This window comes from Mycolicibacterium septicum DSM 44393 (assembly GCF_000455325.1).
GTDB classification, from domain to species: Bacteria; Actinomycetota; Actinomycetes; order Mycobacteriales; family Mycobacteriaceae; genus Mycobacterium; species Mycobacterium septicum.
This window is the reverse complement of sequence record NZ_HG322951.1, coordinates 2217576-2232378: the sequence shown is the minus strand read 5'-3', so window position 1 is coordinate 2232378 and position 14803 is coordinate 2217576. Positions and strand designations below refer to the sequence as shown.

The window sequence follows — 14803 nt, the reverse complement described above, 5'->3', positions numbered from 1 at the left end:
AGCCCCTGGGCGCTTTCACCCACCGTGAATCGTGTGGAATAGGCAGCCGGCAACCTGAACTGCCCTGTGCCGGCGGCTCGGCCGCACTGCGCGCTCCTAACCTCGGCGCATGCCAACTCGTCCTTCGGCTCACCCGTTTGCGGGCCGCAACATCGTCCTCATCGGCGGCGGCTCAGGCATCGGTCTGGCCACCGCCCGCCTGGTCGTTGCCGGGAAGGGCACCGTCGTCTTGGGCGGGCGCACGCCCGAGCGGCTGGCCTCGGCCGCGGCCACCCTCGGCCCACAAGCCGGTTGGCATCGGGTCGACACCGCTGACCAGGATTCGATCGACGCGTTCTTCGATTTCGTCGGTACCAGGTTCGGCTCCGTCCACGGCCTGTTCACCACCGCCGCCGACTACCTGACCGGTCCGATGGCCCGGCTCAGCATCGATCAGGCGGCCACGGCGTTCGACTCCAAGTTCTGGGGTCAGTACCGCGTGGTCAAGTCGGCGATTCCGGTGCTGAGCCCTGACGCCGCGATCGTGTTGATGTCGGGCGCCGCCAGTGCCCGCCCCGCTGCGGTCGCTCCCGCGTACAGTGCGGCCAACGCGGCCATCGAAGGCCTGGCCCGTGGGCTGGCTGTGGAATTGGCGCCGGTGACCGTCAACGCGATTGCCCCCGGCACGGTCGAGGGCAATCTGTGGAGCCAACGCGATCCCGCCATCCGAGAAGAGGCGTTCGCGGCCTATCGCGACGCTTCCACCATCGGGCGGTTGGCCGACGAGGACGAGATCGCGCAGTCGGTGGGCTACCTGCTCAGCAGCCGGATCACCACCGGTTCCACCCTCTTCCCAGACGGCGGATACGCCTTCCGCTGACGGGGGGCCGTCAGCGCTCGTCGATGTCGACACCGGTGGCCAGGTCACCGCATTCCACGGCGATGACGTCGTCACGGCCACCGAGAAACGCCCGGGCCCCCTGGTCGCCGTGCAGCGCGGCGCCGAGCGCCGCAAGCTGCCTGCGGGCCACGACGACGGGATGACCCGGGCGGCCCTGGTAGACGGCGCGGGCCAGGCCGGAGCCCGAACCGCGCCCTGCGCCCAGCACCCGGGCCACGACGTCGGCGCCGACATCGGGGGTGTCGACGGTGTGCAGCACGACCCACTCGGCCGCGCCGACCGCCCCCAGCCCCTCGCGCACCGACGCGCTCATGCCGTCTGCCCAGCGTGTGGCCACCACAGCGCGCGCGGGCGCAGGGACATCGACCACAGCGGCACCGAGCACGACGATCACCTCGTCGCAGCCACCGCCGGCGAGCGCGGTGACCGCCCGCGCCAGCCAATCACCTTCTTCAGCAAGAACTTTCGGCATTCCGAATCGGCTGCCGGCGCCGGCGGCCAGGAGCACCCCGGCAACGGCGTCGGTGTTCGGCATGCGAACAGTTTGACCTTGAACTATAAGAATCCGCTCAGACAAATTGTCCGGTGACCTTGATCGCGGTAGGGTCCGATACAGGTTGAGTTCACAGCCGCAGCGAGCGTCATCGACATACGCGCGGGAACTCGTATCGTTGTCGATCGGCGCCGCACCAACAGTACGAATACGCGTATTCCGACTGATGGAGCCCTAAATGACCGTCTTCTCGACGAATGCACTGATCGACCGGACCGACGAATCGCCCGCGGCGTTTGCGACGCGCTGGCTGCCGCCGTCAACGGCGGTGATCAGCGCCCGCGGCGAGATCGACGCCGTCAACGCAGCCGATTTCGCCGATTACGCGCTGCGGAACACCACCAAGGCCGAGCGGGTCGCCGTCGACCTCACCGATGTCGAATTCTTCGGTACGGCAGGATTTTCCGCCCTGATGGCCATCGAAGTGCGTTGCTCGGCAGCCAATATCGACTGGACGCTGGTGCCCAGCAAGGCAGTAGCGCGCCTGCTGCGTGTCTGCGACCCGGATTCGGCGTTGCGCACGTGCTACAGCGTTGCTGCGGCACTGTCCAGCCTGAACGGCAAAACGTCGCTACTGCAGCTGGTCACGAAGTCGCGCTAGCGATTTCGCCAGCAGTCTCGACACGTGCATCTGCGAGACCCCGACCCGCTCGGCGATCTGCGTCTGCGTCATGGATTCGAAGAATCGCAGCACCAGCACCGTCCGTTCCCGCTCAGGTAATTGAGCGAGCAACGGCCGCAACGTTTCTCGATTGTCGATCTGATCCAGGCCGGTGTCCATATCGCCGAGAGTGTCGACGATCGCCGGCGCCTCCTCGTCACCCCCGCCGCCGCTGTCGATCGACAGCGTGTTGTACGAGCTGCCCGCAACCAGACCTTCGATCACCTCTTCGCGGTCCATGTCGAGTTCGACGGCAAGCTCAGAGGCCGTCGGAGCACGGCCCAACCGCTGAGAAAGCTCCGCCGTCGCCGCGCCGAGGCGCAGATGCAGTTCCTTGAGCCGCCGCGGCACCTTCACCGACCAGCTGTTGTCCCGGAAGTGGCGCCGGACCTCCCCCATGATCGTCGGCACCGCGAACGACACGAAGTCCGATCCGGCGTCCACATCGAATCGGTTGACCGCGTTGACCAATCCGACCCTCGCCACCTGGATCAGGTCTTCACGGGGTTCACCGCGGCCGTCGAACCGCCGCGCGATGTGATCGGCGAGCGGCAGGCACCGCTCGACAATGCGTTCACGTTGACGTTCGTAGGCCGACGAGTCCTCGGACAGTCCGCCGAGTTCGCGGAACATCTCGCGAACGTCCGCATATTCCGACGTCACCGCAGCAGGCTCGCTCGCCTCGTCATCAGGGTGATGCCGAATACCTGGCCGGTGTCGGGTCCGTCACCGTCGGTGAAGGTCTTGACCTCGTCGGTCAGCGAACTCAACACGTGCCAGCTGAAGCTGCCCGGCTCGACCACCTCGGCACCCGTGCAGGTGGTGGAGGCGGTGATCACCACCGTCTCGTCACCGGGGTCGACGGTCAGGTGCAGGCTCGATTCCGGGACTGCGGCCCGGATCAGGGCGGTGCAGGCCTCGTCGACGGCCAGCCGCAAGTCGGCGACGACGTCGAAGTCAAGGTCCTCGAATGCTGCGATCGCAGCGACCAGTGTGCGCACTACGGCCAGATTCTCCAGCCTCGCCGCGACCCGAATCTCCACTGACCGCTCCGCGCGGCTCAGCGGCTTCGGTTGGCCCTCTTCCTCGGCCATCTCACCTCCCGACATATCGGATCGACAGTATCCCAGCCGGGAGGCCTCGCCTTCGACACCGGCACTCCTTTCCTGCACCCTGACAGGGGCACGCATGGGGTCCCCGGGCAGGGGTGCCCATCGCGGCGCAATCCGAAACCTTTGATGAACGTGGGATTATCGACGGTATGGAGCCGGACCGTCCCGAGCTGGATCAGCCTTGGGACCAGACCGCCCGCCACGAAACGGAAGCGGAGCGGCTGGATCGCAACTGGAGCAGTCTGCTGCAGGAACTGCGCGTCGTGCAGACCGGTGTTCAGCTGCTCACCGGCCTGCTGCTGACTCTGCCTTTCCAGGAACGGTTCTCGATGCTCGACGAGCCCATGCGGATCGTCTATCTCGTGACCGTCGCCTGTTCGGCCGCTGCCACCGCCCTGCTGGTCGCCCCCGTGGGCATGCATCGCATCCTGTTCCGGAGGCACCGGTTGAACCTGCTGGTCTCCGCCGCGCACCGGTGCGCGTTCATTGGGCTGGTGATGCTCGGGCTCGCGATGACCGGGGTGACCGAGTTGATCTTCGACACAGTTGCCGGACGCGAAGCCGGGTTGATCGCCGGGGCGATCGCCCTTGCAACCTTCGCAGGGGTCTGGCTGGCGCTGCCGTTCGCGATGCGTCTGGGTCATCCGATGTCGACCAGACCCTCAGCCGAACTCGGTGCGCAGCGCGGCCAGTAGCGGCTTCGCCGCCTCGTCGAGGAATCGCTGCTGGCCCTGATCACCGATCTGGACCAGGGCGACATCGGTGAATCCCGCGTCGACGAACGGGGCAACGGCCGCGACGATCGCATCCAGGTCCGGCCCGCAGGGGATCGACTCGGCCACATCCTCCGGACGCACGTACTGGCTTGCCGCGGCGAAACCCGCGGGGGTCGGCAGGTCTGCGTTGACCGCCCAGCCACCGCCGAACCAGCGGAACTGGTCATGCGCCCGCTTCACTGCCGCATCGCGGTCGGGATCCCAGCACGCCGGGACCTGCCCGATGACCCGCCCCTCGGGCAGCACCCCGGTCGCCTGCCGACACCGATGCCAGCCGTCGACAACCGCCCGGTCCGGTGCCACGTTGATCAGATGATCGGCGGCCACGGCCAGCTTCTCGACGGACCTCTCACCGGTCATCGAGACCGCGATGGACACCGGAACCTCGGGCACATCCCAGATGCGTGCCGAGGCGGCCTCGAAGTACTCGCCCGTGAAGTCGATCAGCTCCCCCGTGAGCAGCTCACGGATCAGCTTGATCGCCTCGGCCAGCATGTCGAGGCGACGCTCCACCGTGGGCCAGCCCTGACCCACGACATGTTCGTTGAGGTTCTCACCGCTACCGAGGCCGAGGGTGAACCGGCCGTCGGCCAGGATCTGCACGGTGGCTGCCTGCTGGGCGACGATCGCCGGGTGATACCTGATCGTCGGACAGGTCACGTACGAGTACAACTCCACGGTCTCGGTGGCGTGGGCGACCGCGCCCAGCACCGGCCACGCGTTGGGGGCGTGCCCCTGGCTGGCCAGCCATGGGCTGAAGTGGTCACTACTCACCTCGAAGTCGAAGCCGGCCCGCTCGGCCGATATCGCGTAGTCGACAAGCTCCCGCGGGCCGCTCTGCTCGGTCATCAGGGTGTATCCGAATCTGGCCATGGCGCTGGAATACCCGTGCAGAAGTCCCCGAAACTGGGTATGCGGACGCCATGACCGAATCACAGACCGTGCAGACACAACACAACAGCGGGCGGCGGATGCGGATCTCGCTGACCTGGGTACTGGTCCTGTTGACGGTGCCCGCTGCCGTCGCGGTGTACCTGTACGGCATGGCAGCGGTGATGAGCATGGCCGGTTGCACCGGCGCGGGGTGCGCGAGCAAGGGGCCGGGAGAATTCTGGTTCGGGATCCTGTTCTATGGCGCGCCCGTGGTGCCCGTGGTCACCATCGCCGTATCGATCTTCACCTCGCGACTGCGGTACGGCGTACTTGTCCCGGTGGTCGGATTAGCTTTGTTGGCAATAGATTTCGCGGTACTTGCGCTCACCTTCTGAGCACACACCGCATCACCAGACAGGGACCCGGCCGCGGCGCGGCCGGGTCGGTCGGCGGACGCCTCAGCTGCTGGGGCGCTGGCGCATCACGCCGGGATGGTCTGTGTACCAGCGATCCTCGATGCGGCGGACCCGCATGTGTTCGAGCGCCAGCCACATCGATCCGATGACGAACCCGGCCGCAGACAAGGTGCCTACCGTCAGGCCGACATCGGAGTGGCCGGTGGCGAACGCCGCCAAGGTGCCGACGAACAACACCAACCCGACGAAGATCAAGATCAGCGCGGGCATGATGACGTTGTCCTTCATCGACTCGCCGGCATGTGGCCGGGTCGTCCGGGAATGGTCAACTGGATCTTTTGGGCCGTGCATGGCTGCTCCTTCCGCCACTACTAGCCCCACCTGCCGTGCATGGGCTGTCTCCACGGTAGATCTCCTGGACCGGTCTGGCGAGGAAAACACCATGATCGTGCTGCAGTCGCTCCGCCTGGGGCCAGACAATGCGCCCTGACCGGGGCATACGCACCACGACCCCGCTGCGATGCAGCGGGGTCGTGGGTGGCCCTCCCGGCCCGGTCAAATCACTCAATGGTTACGGAGCATTCCGATCAACTCACGCTTGTTCTTGTCGGAATACCCTTTGATGCCAAGCTCTTTGGCCCGGCTGCGCAGGTCGTCGACTTTCCAGTCGTCATACGAACCGGATTCACCACCGGCGCGACCGACACTCGAACGGCCCCTCGCAGCGGCGGCGTTGGAGATCCGCGCGGCTTTCTCCTTCGAATTGCCTTCGTCGCGCAGCTCCTCGTAGAGCCTCTCGTCCTTGATCGACGGATTCGGCATCAAACACACCTCCCTTGGTCAGTACCAGCTTCGCCGCCCGGCGACCGGCCGTCCGACCGCACCGAGCAGCCAGAACACGCCACCGATGACCAGCAGGATCACTCCCACCACCCAGAGCAGGTACACGTTGAAGATCAATCCGAGGATGAGCAGAATTGCCCCGAGAACAATCATGGCTACCTCACTTCACGGCGGCGATGGAGTCCATCGCGCTGGGTTGCGGCAAACGGCACTCGTCCACCTTCGGATTGACGCCCGCATAGTTGAGCGGACCGGCAAGGACCGTCAGCGCTATGGCACCGGCAGTCGCGCAGTTCGTTGATCCACCATGGAAATAGTCGCGCTGCCAAGCCGCCACCACACCGACGATCAGCCAGATGAGCACGAGTGTTCCGAATAATCCACCAAGTCTCATGGCATGCGATGTACCCCGCTGACGCGAGGGTCAAACATGAGAAATCCGGCAGCCGAGTCCTCTACCGGGCATTACGCGAGCGTAGAGTCAAGATCAGAGGCAGGCGAGGTGATAGATGACCGCCGACGAGCCGTCACTCATGGACTTGGCGCGTGACGAGCGGACCGACCTCGCCGAATTCCTGGCCACCCTGACCCCCGAACAGTGGCACGCGGAGTCCCTGTGCGCCGGGTGGACCGTGAAAGATGTTGTGGCCCACGTAGTCAGCTATGAAGAGCTGAATCTCGCCGGACTACTCAAGCGTTTCGCGAAGGGGCGAGTGGTGCATGCCAACGAAGTCGGAGTGGCCGAATACTCCACCATGTCGACCGATGAACTGCTCGAGTTCCTCAACCGCCACCTGCGGCCGCAGGGTTTGACCGCGGGCTTCGGCGGCATGATCGGCCTGGTCGACGGCACCGTCCATCATCAGGACATCCGCCGTGCGCTCGGCCGTCCGCGGACCGTGCCTGCACAGCGCCTGCAACGAATCCTCCCGCTGGTGCCGGGCAACCCGCGACTCGGGGCGGGCCGGCGCATCAAAGGGCTTCGATTGCGCGCCAACGATATCGAGTGGGAACACGGCAGCGGCCCTGAAGTCACCGGCACCGGCGAGGCGTTACTGCTAGCCATGACCGGCCGTCGCCAGGCGGCCGAGGAGCTCGCCGGCACCGGCGCGGCCACCTTGCTCAGCAGGCTCTGACCACGTCGCCCTCGGCGGGTGATGCGGGGCTTCCCAGCCGCGTGGCGCACGTGGCAGGTGGGGCGGAAGAAGCCCTGGGCATTGTTCGAGATCACGATGGGGCGTAGTGTCCAATGCAGGTTGAGTTCACAGCCGCCCCGGAATCGTCATCGGGTGCAGAGTCGTGACACTCCCTGTACCCAGGGGTTTTGAGCCCACAGAGCCTGAAGCGTGACGTGACCACAGTATTTCTACTGAGGAGTCACCGATGTCCATCGCAAACGTGGCGGAACGCGCCGCACTATCCCACAACGACCACACCCGCGCGCAGTTCTGCGCCCAGTGGTTGTGGCCGGCCACCACAGTGATCAGCGTCCACGGCGAGTTGGATGCGTCCAACTCGACCGACCTCACCGAATGCGGAATCCGGCACAGCAGGCCGAGAGGACAGCTCGTCCTGGATATGAGTGAAGTCGAGTTCTTCGGCGCGGGCTGCTTCGCCTGCCTGCACACCCTCAACGTGCGCTGCGCCGGCGAGAGCATCGACTGGGTGATGATCCCCAGCGTGGCCGTCTCGCGGGTGTTGGGCATCTGCGATCCCGCGGGTGCTCTGCCGACATCCACCGATCTGCCCGCCGCCCTGTCGTCGCTGCGCAATCAGCCCCGGCAACTGCAGATGGTGAACATGGCTCGCTAAGCACGCGCCGAAGCCCATGTCCGCCGGACGGTCAGCGCGATGCCGAACGCTGGCCGGCTGGTGCCGTCGCGACCGAAAACGCCGTCATCGGCGAAGGTTTCGACCTTTTCGGCGAGCGCCTCGAGCACTCGGCGGCTGAAACCGTTCAAGACGATGGCGTCAGGATCGCTGTCGACACTGTCACAGATGGTCGACACGCGAAGGCAGAGTTCGCGTGCGCTCGGGTCCTCGACCAACAAGAGAGTCGCACCGGGCGATGCCATGTCGATCAGCACGGTGCACGCTTCATCGACCGCCAAGGCCAGGTCCGCTGCGCTGCTGTCGTCCAGTTCTTCATAATTCGCCAAGCAGATCGTCACCGCTCTCAGCAGGGCGAGCGCCTCCGTTCGCGCGGGCACCCGAAGTTCGACAGCTCGCGGTCCGCGCGTGTGACCTGATCCCCCGTGGGGTATTCGCCGACCATGGATAACAGTCAGCGGGGGCCTCGATGCGTGGCCTGGCGATGACATACTCAGTGCGTACCCACAGCCTTCTGGTAGCTAAACCAGGATGGCCGGCCCAATGAGGCTGCGTCGCAGCGCCGTAGACCGGCCGGGATTGCGCCGGGTGCGCCGTGGCCGCGGTTTCGGTTATCTCGACGACAGCGGTGACACCGTCACCGATTCGACGACACTGCAGCGGATCGAGGATCTGGTGATCCCGCCGGCATGGCGGAAAGTCTGGATCTGTCCATATCCCAACGGCCACATCCAAGCCGTCGGTACCGACGGCGCGGGCAGGCGGCAGTACATCTATCACTCCCAATGGCAGGAAGACCGCGGCGAGGAGAAATTCGACCGGGTGCTTGAGTTGTCGGCGGCGCTGGTTGACTGGCGCGCCGAAATCGCCGGTGACTTGCGACGGCGAGGGCTGACCCGCGATCGCGTGCTGGCGCTCGGACTGCGGCTGCTGGACCTCGGATACTTCCGGGCCGGCGGGGATCAGTACGCCGAGGAGAACAACTCATTCGGAATTGCCACGCTGCTGCGCGACCACGTCGTGTTGCGTTCGGATGCAGTCGAGTTCGACTACCCAGCCAAGAGCGGCGTGCGTCGCACACTGGAGGTCGAGGATCCCGCGGTGATCCGTGCCGTGCGGTCCCTGCAGCGCAGCCGGAGCAACGGTGATCGGCTGCTGGCCTTCCGGGACTCATCAGAGTGGGCGGAGGTGCATGCCGAGGATCTCAACGTCCGCTTCAAGGAAATGGTGGGCGACGACTACACCGTGAAGGATCTCCGTACCTGGCACGGCACGGTGTTGGCGGCCGAGGCGTTCGTCGAGGCCGACCCTCCTGCAGACGAGAAGGTGATCAAACGCGTCGAATCCGCGGTGATGCGTGAGGTCGCCGAGGCACTGGGCAACACCGCCGCGGTCACGCGCAGCGCGTACGTCGATCCCCGTGTGGTCGAGGCCTACCGCGACAGGCGCACAATCGCCGCCGGTGCTCGGCGCGCCGCCCGTGCCCGGAACCGCGACAAACGCCAGGCGATTCTGGAAGGCAGTACCGCCCGCCTGATCCGGAAGGCGTGCAGGACGACATGACCGGCCTGTCACACCGTTTGAGCAAGTGGCCACGGGGTATTCCGCCCGCATGACACGCCAAGACGTGCCCGACGAGGTGCCCATTGCCGACGCGCTCGAGCAGCAACGCGAGCAGAGCGAACCGGTACTCGACGCCGAAGCCCCGGTCTCCGACCTGGACGGCCCACCACTGGAGGCGACCGACCCCGACTGGCGGGAACAACGTGAGATGGCCGCGGAGGATTCCGGTCTCGACGAGTTCGACCGCGAAGGCGGTTAGGCACCGCCCGGGTGAGGGGGCCGCCATGGCGGACGACGGAGACCCTGACGACAGTCCGCGACGAATACGGACCGCACTGTTGGCAGTCCTGCTGCTCATCGCTCTGGGCCTGCTTCTCACTCGCTGTCCGGCCAACCGCGACGGTATGTCCGGCCAACTCTCCCAGGCCATGGAAGAAACCGTGGCCGCCGCCCGCAGCGGCGCCTATGCGATCGACCTGCGGATGCGGGACCGGTCCACACCACAACTCGTCAGCGTCCAAATCTCCGACGCACGTGACGAAGTGGTCAAGGCCTACAACGGTATTGCCGATCTGCGTGCCGACGATCCGGCCGACCTCGACCGCCAGCGGATCCTCACCGAAGCCATGACGACGACGATCGGCCAACTCAATACCGCGTCGGCGCGGGTCCGCGAAGTGGCCACCGCGCCCGAGTTGTCCGCGCTTCGCGGGCAGCTCGTGGCCTCGGCCGATGCGCTGGAAGCCGGGTACCGCTGATGAAGAAGTTCTTCGCGGTAGCGCTGGGAATCCTGACCGCGATAGGCGGGTTTCTCGACATCGGTGATCTGGTGACCAACGCCGTGGTCGGCTCCCGGTTCGGCCTCGCGCTGGTCTGGGTGGTGCTCGTCGGCGTGGTCGGGATCTGCCTTTTCGCCCAGATGGCAGGTCGGGTGGCGGCAGTCAGCGGGCGGGCCACATTCGAGATCATCCGGGAGCGCTTGGGCCCGCGTGCCGCGGCGGCGAACCTGACGGCCTCATTTCTGATCAACCTGATGACACTGACGGCCGAGATCGGTGGCGTTGCACTGGCATTGCAGCTGGCCACCGATGCCGGGCGGATGCTGTGGATCCCGGTGGCGGCCGCAGCGGTGTGGCTGGTGATCTGGCGGGTCAAGTTCTCGGTCATGGAGAATACCGCGGGCCTGGCCGGGCTGTGCCTGATCGTTTTCGCTGTCGCAGTTTTTGCCCTGCAACCCGATTGGAACGGACTGGCCCATCAGGCGGTGCAGCCGGCGATCCCGGAGTCTGAATCTTCGGCGACGTACTGGTACTACGCGATCGCACTGTTCGGTGCCGCGATGACGCCGTATGAGGTGTTCTTCTTCTCCTCCGGTGCGGTCGAGGAGCATTGGAAGACCAAAGATCTCGGCGTTTCACGGCTGAACGTCCTGGTGGGCTTTCCGCTCGGCGGCATCCTGTCGATCGCCATCGCCACCTGCGCGACGCTGGTCCTGTTACCGAATCAGATCGAGGTGACGTCGTTGTCCCAAGTCGTGATGCCTGTCGCCGAGGCCGGCGGCAAACTGGCACTGGCGTTCGCGATCATCGGTATCGTCGCGGCCACATTCGGTGCGGCCCTTGAGACCACGCTCTCCAGCGGTTACACCCTGGCCCAGTTCTTCGGATGGCCCTGGGGCAAGTTCCGCCGCCCGGCCGAGGCGTCGCGCTTCCACGTGGTGATGTTCGTGAGCATCGTGACCGGTGCCGCTGTCCTGTTCACCGGCGTCGACCCCGTCATGGTGACCGAGTACTCGGTGGTGTTCTCGGCCATCGCTCTGCCCCTGACCTACCTGCCCATCCTCATCGTGGCCAACGATCCGGAATACATGGGCGACAAGACGAACGGAAGGCTGCTCAACATGTTCGGCTCGGTATATCTGGTGATAATCGTCGTTGCCTCGCTGGCCGCCATACCGCTGATGATCGTGACCGGAGCGGGTCAATGACCGGGCCGGTCACACTCGACGCGCGTCTGCACCTGTTGGACCGTCAACTGCTCGACCACGACGGTGATCCGGTCGGCATCGTCGACGATCTCGAGATCGACGGCATCGAATTCGGGCGGGACATCGAACCGGGTAGTCCCCCGCCGCGCGTGACCGCGATACTCTCCGGCCACGTCGTGATGACCCGCATTCTCGGCGGCGCCCCGCCGCGCTCGCTGTTGCACGAGATTCCCTGGAAACTGGTGTCTTCCGTCGGTGTCACTGTGCGGTTGACGCCAACTGAAACCCGATTCGACACGAATTGGGTCGAGCGCTGGTTGCGCGATCACATCGTGGCCCGCATCCCCGGAGGCCGCCATGCAGCTGAGTAACCTCCTCGGGCTACGCGTACTGGATCCAGGCCGTCACCCGGTCGGAACAGTGATCGACGTGCGGCTCAGGCTCGGTGCCGAACCTTCGTCGGCTCCTGAAGTGGTGGGCCTGGTGGTAAGCCCCCGAACCCGCTCGGCCTATCTCGGTTACGAACGCACGAGGCTCGATGCCCCAGCCCTCATCGCTGCGATCGCCAAGTGGCGGCATCGGCACACATTCCTGGCGGCTTGGGGCGATGTGGCCGGGGTCGGGCCCGACCACATCACGCTGCGTGCCGGCTATGAACGACGCTCTCCGGCCCTGCGCACTCGGTGACCGCATCAGCCACGCACTGCCACAGCTGCTCGGCCATCGCGTGCTCGGTCAGCGCCGACCTCTGCTGCCGGTCGATGACCTCGGCGATCTGTTCGAACATGAGCTCTAACTCGTACCGATCGGGTTGCGCTGCCCCAGCCATGGTGACCTCGATTCTGACCCCTCCTTCGGAAATACCCGGAGGTGGAGGGCGACAAACCAAGATCACGCTGGGCGGCGCATGTGGACGGGGTTTACGAACGGCGCCGACGGGAATACCTGACGCGCGATGACCGCCTTTCCCGCCACCACCCAACCGAGGCTCCCGGGCGCCCAGGGTCCGATTTCCCGGGCGGTGATCGAGAGCCTGGGTGACCGTGCCCCGCACAATCATCTCGAGCCCGTCTGGGTGCCGCTGCGCGACGCCGACCCGCTCCAACTCGATCTGCAGCTGGCCCTGTATGTCTGTTACGAACTGCATTACCAGGGCTTCGCCGGCGTCGACCAGAACTGGGAGTGGAACGCCGGCTTGCTGCATTCGCGCTCGCAGCTGGAACGCTCCTTCCTGTCGGCGGTGCGCCGCGAGGTCGGGGCCATTGATCCGGAGGACACGGCAGAACGTGAGATGGCACGGTTGTCGACCGAACCCGCCGATGGGTCCGGTCCGTCGTATCACCTGCGCGACGAAGGCACCTGGACGCAGATGCGGGAGTACTTCGTCCACCGGTCGCTGTATCACCTCAAGGAAGGCGATCCGCACGCCTGGCTGATTCCACGACTGGGCGGACAGGCGAAAGCCTCGTTCGTGGCCGTCGAATTCGACGAGTACGGGGCCGGGTCGGCTGCACGTGTGCACCAACAACTGTTCAGCGACCTGATGGGCGCGGCCGGCCTGGACGGCAGCTACCTGGGCTACCTGGACGCGGTGCCGGCCGAGGCCCTCGCGGTGGTCAACCTGATGTCGATGTTCGGCCTGCACCGCCGGCTCCGCGGGGCGGCCGCAGGACATTTCGCGGCCACCGAGATCACGTCCTCCCCGGGGTCTCAGCGCCTCGTGACCGCATTGGAGCGGCTCGAAGCTCCCGAAGCCTGCGTGCGGTTCTATCGCGAGCACGTCGAGGCCGATGCGGTACACGAACAGGTGGTACGGCACGACGTGATCGGCGATCTGGTCCGTCGCGAACCCGGACTGGACGCCGATGTGGTGTTCGGAATGCGAGCCTTCGTTGCCCTGGAAGACCGGCTGGCGGCCCACCTGATGGCGAGATGGCAGGCCGGCCGAAGTTCGCTACGCCGACCGCTTACCTGATCGCGCGCACTTGCGGTGGCTGGTATCGCACAGCGGATACATCTTGGACCGGCGGCAGGTGCAGATCGCCACCATGAACCGATCCGATTCCACCGTGTTCCCGTTCGGCAGTTCGATCCGCACCGGACCCTCGACGAGGATCGGCCCGCCCTCTACCACCCGTACGGTCCGTAGCTCGTTCATGGTTTGTCCGCTCGGATGACCACCAGCCGTTCTTCGACATGACCAGGCAGCAACCGTCCGCTGTCCCGCAGCCAACGCGTTTGACCGCGCAGCACCGGGCCGAAGGGAATTCGTTGTGTGGCAAAGATCTTCGCTTCCAAACCGCCTGCACGCAGCGCGGTCAACGACTGCTCGGTGTCGGCGAAATCGGACTGCACCAGAAACAGTGACCCGCCCTCGGCCAGCATGGCCGCAGCTGACCGGCACAGCGGGTCCAGCACCAGTCGACCGTCGGGACCGCCGTCCCACGAAGCCATCGGGCCGGTCGCCGAGACCGTACCCCGGTGGGTTTCCGGACCGACCGGGACATAGGGTGGATTGCAGACTGCGACATCGAACGGCTCGTGTTCCAGAACCTGAGTCCAGGATCCGAGTATTGCCTCCACATCGACCTGCGCGGCCAACGCATTGGCCTGTGTACAGCGGACTGCATGGGGCGAGATATCCAGCGCCGTAACCGCACTGGCACCCAACTCGGCTGCGGCGATGGCCACTACTCCGCTTCCGGAACAGAGATCGACGACGCGTCGGCCTGTTACCGCGTCACTGCGCTCCAGTGCGTCGATCAGCAGCCACGAATCCTGCTGCGGCCGGTAAACGTTCTCGGCGCCAACGGCAATGGCCTCGACGGCCATCTCGTTGTTTCGGGAAAGCACCCCTACTCGGTACCCATTCGCACACTCCGCAAACTTGGGATTGGCCACATCGGATTGCACGTTTAGTCCCACCGTCCGGTGGAAATCCAGGGGGTGCGCGGAGATGCCGTGCGGTGATCACCAATCCACTCCAGTAGCGGAAAGGTAAGGCATGACCGAGAAGAACTCAGGACCCGAAGAAGCCATCAAGGGCGTCGTCGAGGACGTCAAGGGCAAGGCCAAAGAAGCTATCGGCACCGTGACCGGTCGTGACGACCTGGTTCGTGAGGGCAAGGCCCAGCAGGACAAGGCCGACGCCCAGCAGGATGCCGCCAAGAAGGAGGCCGAAGCCGAATCGGCCCGGGCGGGCGCCAAGGCCGCCGAGAAGCGTGAGCAGGCTCACCAACGGCCGTAACCGGAATCTCGTCCGGACCTGATTGAAGAGATGGCCCAGCCAACATTGGCTGGGCCATCTCG

At 65.6% G+C, this 14803-nt stretch carries 25 protein-coding genes; 13 read left to right on the top strand and 12 right to left on the bottom strand.

Annotation, left to right across the window (positions count from 1 at the left end; genetic code table 11):
* The first annotated feature begins 109 nt into the window (after positions 1 to 109).
* Positions 110 to 859 (top strand): SDR family oxidoreductase, encoded by a 750-nt coding sequence (locus TX88_RS10590; protein WP_044516622.1) that lies wholly within the window; start codon positions 110 to 112, stop codon positions 857 to 859.
* A 10-nt stretch (positions 860 to 869) separates the two neighbouring features.
* Here TX88_RS10590 and TX88_RS10585 read toward each other — a convergent pair whose 3' ends face one another.
* Positions 870 to 1415: a nucleotidyltransferase family protein gene (locus TX88_RS10585; protein WP_044516621.1), complete on the bottom strand. Its 546-nt coding sequence runs from the start codon at positions 1413 to 1415 to the stop codon at positions 870 to 872.
* A 196-nt stretch (positions 1416 to 1611) separates the two neighbouring features.
* Here TX88_RS10585 and TX88_RS10580 point away from each other — a divergent pair, with 196 nt between their 5' ends.
* Positions 1612 to 2034, top strand: a complete 423-nt coding sequence (locus tag TX88_RS10580) for an STAS domain-containing protein (protein WP_044516619.1) — start codon at positions 1612 to 1614, stop codon at positions 2032 to 2034.
* Here the strand turns inward: TX88_RS10580 and TX88_RS10575 are convergent.
* The gene (locus TX88_RS10575; protein WP_044516617.1) at positions 2005 to 2757 is read right to left on the bottom strand and encodes an RNA polymerase sigma factor SigF; all 753 of its coding nucleotides are present in this window, start codon (positions 2755 to 2757) and stop codon (positions 2005 to 2007) included. The genes TX88_RS10580 and TX88_RS10575 overlap by 30 nt on opposite strands.
* A complete protein-coding gene (locus TX88_RS10570) occupies positions 2754 to 3188 on the bottom strand; it encodes an ATP-binding protein (RefSeq protein WP_044519286.1) in 435 nt (144 codons plus the stop codon). The genes TX88_RS10575 and TX88_RS10570 overlap by 4 nt, the downstream gene beginning before the upstream one ends.
* Positions 3189 to 3355: 167 nt before the next feature.
* Between TX88_RS10570 and TX88_RS10565 the strand changes: the two genes are divergently transcribed.
* Positions 3356 to 3901 carry a DUF6328 family protein gene (locus TX88_RS10565; RefSeq protein ID WP_044516615.1) on the top strand — a complete coding sequence of 182 codons (546 nt, stop codon included), beginning with the start codon at positions 3356 to 3358 and terminating at the stop codon, positions 3899 to 3901.
* Here the strand turns inward: TX88_RS10565 and TX88_RS10560 are convergent.
* Positions 3869 to 4855, bottom strand: coding sequence for an LLM class F420-dependent oxidoreductase (locus TX88_RS10560; protein WP_044516614.1), 987 nt, complete (start codon positions 4853 to 4855; stop codon positions 3869 to 3871). The two genes, TX88_RS10565 and TX88_RS10560, sit on opposite strands and share 33 nt — an antisense overlap.
* 50 nt (positions 4856 to 4905) lie before the next feature.
* Here TX88_RS10560 and TX88_RS10555 point away from each other — a divergent pair, with 50 nt between their 5' ends.
* Positions 4906 to 5250 (top strand): hypothetical protein, encoded by a 345-nt coding sequence (locus tag TX88_RS10555; RefSeq protein ID WP_044516612.1) that lies wholly within the window; start codon positions 4906 to 4908, stop codon positions 5248 to 5250.
* A gap of 63 nt (positions 5251 to 5313) precedes the next feature.
* Here the strand turns inward: TX88_RS10555 and usfY are convergent, their stop codons facing one another.
* The 4 genes from usfY to TX88_RS10540 form a co-directional block, all read right to left on the bottom strand.
* Complete coding sequence (usfY, locus tag TX88_RS10550) at positions 5314 to 5622, bottom strand: protein UsfY (protein WP_044519284.1); 309 nt, start codon at positions 5620 to 5622, stop codon at positions 5314 to 5316.
* Between the two features lie 213 nt (positions 5623 to 5835).
* Positions 5836 to 6093, bottom strand: coding sequence for a DUF7218 family protein (locus TX88_RS10545; RefSeq protein WP_044516611.1), 258 nt, complete (start codon positions 6091 to 6093; stop codon positions 5836 to 5838).
* Positions 6094 to 6111: 18 nt separating this feature from the next.
* Entirely contained in the window at positions 6112 to 6267 is a 156-nt protein-coding gene (locus tag TX88_RS34525; RefSeq protein ID WP_110917921.1) for a DUF6131 family protein, read from the bottom strand.
* Positions 6268 to 6274: 7 nt separating this feature from the next.
* A complete protein-coding gene (locus tag TX88_RS10540) occupies positions 6275 to 6508 on the bottom strand; it encodes a hypothetical protein (RefSeq protein WP_044516609.1) in 234 nt (77 codons plus the stop codon).
* Positions 6509 to 6623: 115 nt separating this feature from the next.
* Between TX88_RS10540 and TX88_RS10535 the strand changes: the two genes are divergently transcribed.
* Together TX88_RS10535 and TX88_RS10530 are read left to right on the top strand one after the other, a co-directional pair.
* Positions 6624 to 7250: a maleylpyruvate isomerase family mycothiol-dependent enzyme gene (locus TX88_RS10535; RefSeq protein ID WP_044516607.1), complete on the top strand. Its 627-nt coding sequence runs from the start codon at positions 6624 to 6626 to the stop codon at positions 7248 to 7250.
* A gap of 247 nt (positions 7251 to 7497) precedes the next feature.
* Positions 7498 to 7926, top strand: coding sequence for an STAS domain-containing protein (locus TX88_RS10530; protein ID WP_044516605.1), 429 nt, complete (start codon positions 7498 to 7500; stop codon positions 7924 to 7926).
* On the opposite strand, the gene TX88_RS10525 is transcribed toward TX88_RS10530, so the two are convergent.
* Positions 7923 to 8324: an ATP-binding protein gene (locus TX88_RS10525; protein ID WP_049924891.1), complete on the bottom strand. Its 402-nt coding sequence runs from the start codon at positions 8322 to 8324 to the stop codon at positions 7923 to 7925. The genes TX88_RS10530 and TX88_RS10525 overlap by 4 nt on opposite strands.
* Positions 8325 to 8487: 163 nt before the next feature.
* Between TX88_RS10525 and TX88_RS10520 the strand changes: the two genes are divergently transcribed.
* The 5 genes from TX88_RS10520 to TX88_RS10500 are packed head-to-tail and all read left to right on the top strand — an operon-like array spanning position 8488 to position 11865.
* Entirely contained in the window at positions 8488 to 9507 is a 1020-nt protein-coding gene (locus tag TX88_RS10520) for a DNA topoisomerase IB (RefSeq protein WP_044516604.1), read from the top strand.
* A gap of 49 nt (positions 9508 to 9556) precedes the next feature.
* Entirely contained in the window at positions 9557 to 9766 is a 210-nt protein-coding gene (locus tag TX88_RS10515; RefSeq protein WP_044516603.1) for a hypothetical protein, read from the top strand.
* A 25-nt stretch (positions 9767 to 9791) separates the two neighbouring features.
* Positions 9792 to 10265 (top strand): hypothetical protein, encoded by a 474-nt coding sequence (locus TX88_RS10510; RefSeq protein ID WP_044516601.1) that lies wholly within the window; start codon positions 9792 to 9794, stop codon positions 10263 to 10265.
* A complete protein-coding gene (locus tag TX88_RS10505) occupies positions 10265 to 11494 on the top strand; it encodes an NRAMP family divalent metal transporter (protein ID WP_044516599.1) in 1230 nt (409 codons plus the stop codon). The genes TX88_RS10510 and TX88_RS10505 overlap by 1 nt, the downstream gene beginning before the upstream one ends.
* Positions 11491 to 11865, top strand: a complete 375-nt coding sequence (locus TX88_RS10500) for a hypothetical protein (protein ID WP_044516598.1) — start codon at positions 11491 to 11493, stop codon at positions 11863 to 11865. The genes TX88_RS10505 and TX88_RS10500 overlap by 4 nt, the downstream gene beginning before the upstream one ends.
* A 263-nt stretch (positions 11866 to 12128) precedes the next feature.
* Here TX88_RS10500 and TX88_RS34225 read toward each other — a convergent pair whose 3' ends face one another.
* On the bottom strand, positions 12129 to 12323 hold the full coding sequence (locus tag TX88_RS34225) for a hypothetical protein (RefSeq protein WP_044516594.1): 195 nt from the start codon (positions 12321 to 12323) through the stop codon (positions 12129 to 12131).
* A 126-nt stretch (positions 12324 to 12449) separates the two neighbouring features.
* Between TX88_RS34225 and TX88_RS10485 the strand changes: the two genes are divergently transcribed.
* Positions 12450 to 13469 (top strand): iron-containing redox enzyme family protein, encoded by a 1020-nt coding sequence (locus TX88_RS10485; protein ID WP_044516593.1) that lies wholly within the window; start codon positions 12450 to 12452, stop codon positions 13467 to 13469.
* Here TX88_RS10485 and TX88_RS10480 read toward each other — a convergent pair.
* Together TX88_RS10480 and TX88_RS10475 are read right to left on the bottom strand one after the other, a co-directional pair.
* Positions 13449 to 13652 carry a CDGSH iron-sulfur domain-containing protein gene (locus TX88_RS10480; RefSeq protein WP_044516592.1) on the bottom strand — a complete coding sequence of 68 codons (204 nt, stop codon included), beginning with the start codon at positions 13650 to 13652 and terminating at the stop codon, positions 13449 to 13451. The two genes, TX88_RS10485 and TX88_RS10480, sit on opposite strands and share 21 nt — an antisense overlap.
* Positions 13649 to 14326, bottom strand: a complete 678-nt coding sequence (locus tag TX88_RS10475) for a HemK2/MTQ2 family protein methyltransferase (RefSeq protein ID WP_044516590.1) — start codon at positions 14324 to 14326, stop codon at positions 13649 to 13651. The genes TX88_RS10480 and TX88_RS10475 overlap by 4 nt, the downstream gene beginning before the upstream one ends.
* A gap of 172 nt (positions 14327 to 14498) precedes the next feature.
* On the opposite strand from TX88_RS10475, the gene mbp1 reads away from it, so the two are divergent.
* Positions 14499 to 14741, top strand: a complete 243-nt coding sequence (gene mbp1 / locus TX88_RS10470; protein WP_044516588.1) for a microaggregate-binding protein 1 — start codon at positions 14499 to 14501, stop codon at positions 14739 to 14741.
* Positions 14742 to 14803: the final 62 nt, after the last annotated feature.